Source organism: Hominimerdicola alba (assembly GCF_900109655.1).
Lineage (GTDB): Bacteria > Bacillota > Clostridia > Oscillospirales > Ruminococcaceae > Hominimerdicola > Hominimerdicola alba_B.
The window spans coordinates 1-1056 of sequence record NZ_FOAT01000047.1; the positions used below are offsets into that span (position 1 = coordinate 1).

Here is a 1056-nt window from a genome sequence, read left to right on the forward strand (position 1 = left end):
ACATCCGCAGCCTGTGCGGTTACGCTCTGCGATATAACAGGCGCACCGAAGCTGACAGCACCTGCTGCCATACAAAGCGACATTACTACTGCTAATACTTTTTTTATATGCATTTTAATGACCTCCTTAATTTTTGTATTGAATATGACAATATATATCAATATTTCTAAAGATATGATAGCACAGATAATTATCAATGTCAATAATTTCGATATATTCTCTTAATCATTCGTTACATATTCATTATAGAAAATCAAATTAATGTATAATTTGACTGCGAAAGAAAAAACGGATAGCCGCCTGATAAAGACGGTCTATCCGTTTTGCTTGTATCAAATCAGATCAATTTCAGCTGATCACTTTATAGTAACAGTACCGGCATATTTGATAGCAGTTGCTGTATCCCATCTTCCGTTTACTCTTGCGGCGATAGCGACTTTGTAAGTCTTGCCAGGTGTGAGATTCTTAGGAGAAGTATAAACTGTATCAGTTATGTTCTGTGCCTGTACTCTCCACTTGCCTGCCAGATAAACTGCTATGCCGTATCTGTCAGCACCTTCCACCTTGTCCCAGGTAAATCTTACCTGATGGTACTTCTCACTGTAATCGACCTTAATGTTGACAGGATAAGGAACAGGATTCGAACCGCCGAACCGATCGTTCATGAATGATGACATCCATACCAGAGAAGCGTTCCAGCTGACGGAAACATCATTTACTGTCCACGCCTCAGCGCTGTCAACATAACACTTCTGAGCAGCTAAAGTGCCTCTTTTATAGCCGAGACTACGAAGGTATTTATCATTATTAATATATGAGCAGGGACCGCCTGCAAGAACACCTGCGGGTGCCGCCGGGAAGGACGGATCGATACTCTTTGCCCAGTATCTGTGGTGTGGTGATCCCATTGCCTTATCGCCGTAGCCTGATACATAAGAGAAGCCAAGACCGTTGCGTCCGTAGAGGTAATCAAGTGCTTCAGCAGCACCGTTCCGATAAATATATTTGCCGTTATCAGTATCATAAGCATAAGCCAGGACCATAGCGTTGTTGATA

Annotated in this window: 1 protein-coding gene; it reads right to left on the reverse strand. The window is 42.1% G+C overall.

From position 1 onward, the window contains the following. Positions 1-356 precede the first annotated feature (356 nt). A partial coding sequence (locus tag BMY75_RS18620) for a glycoside hydrolase family 9 protein (RefSeq protein ID WP_242940289.1) occupies positions 357-1056 on the reverse strand: 700 nt, incomplete at its 5' end.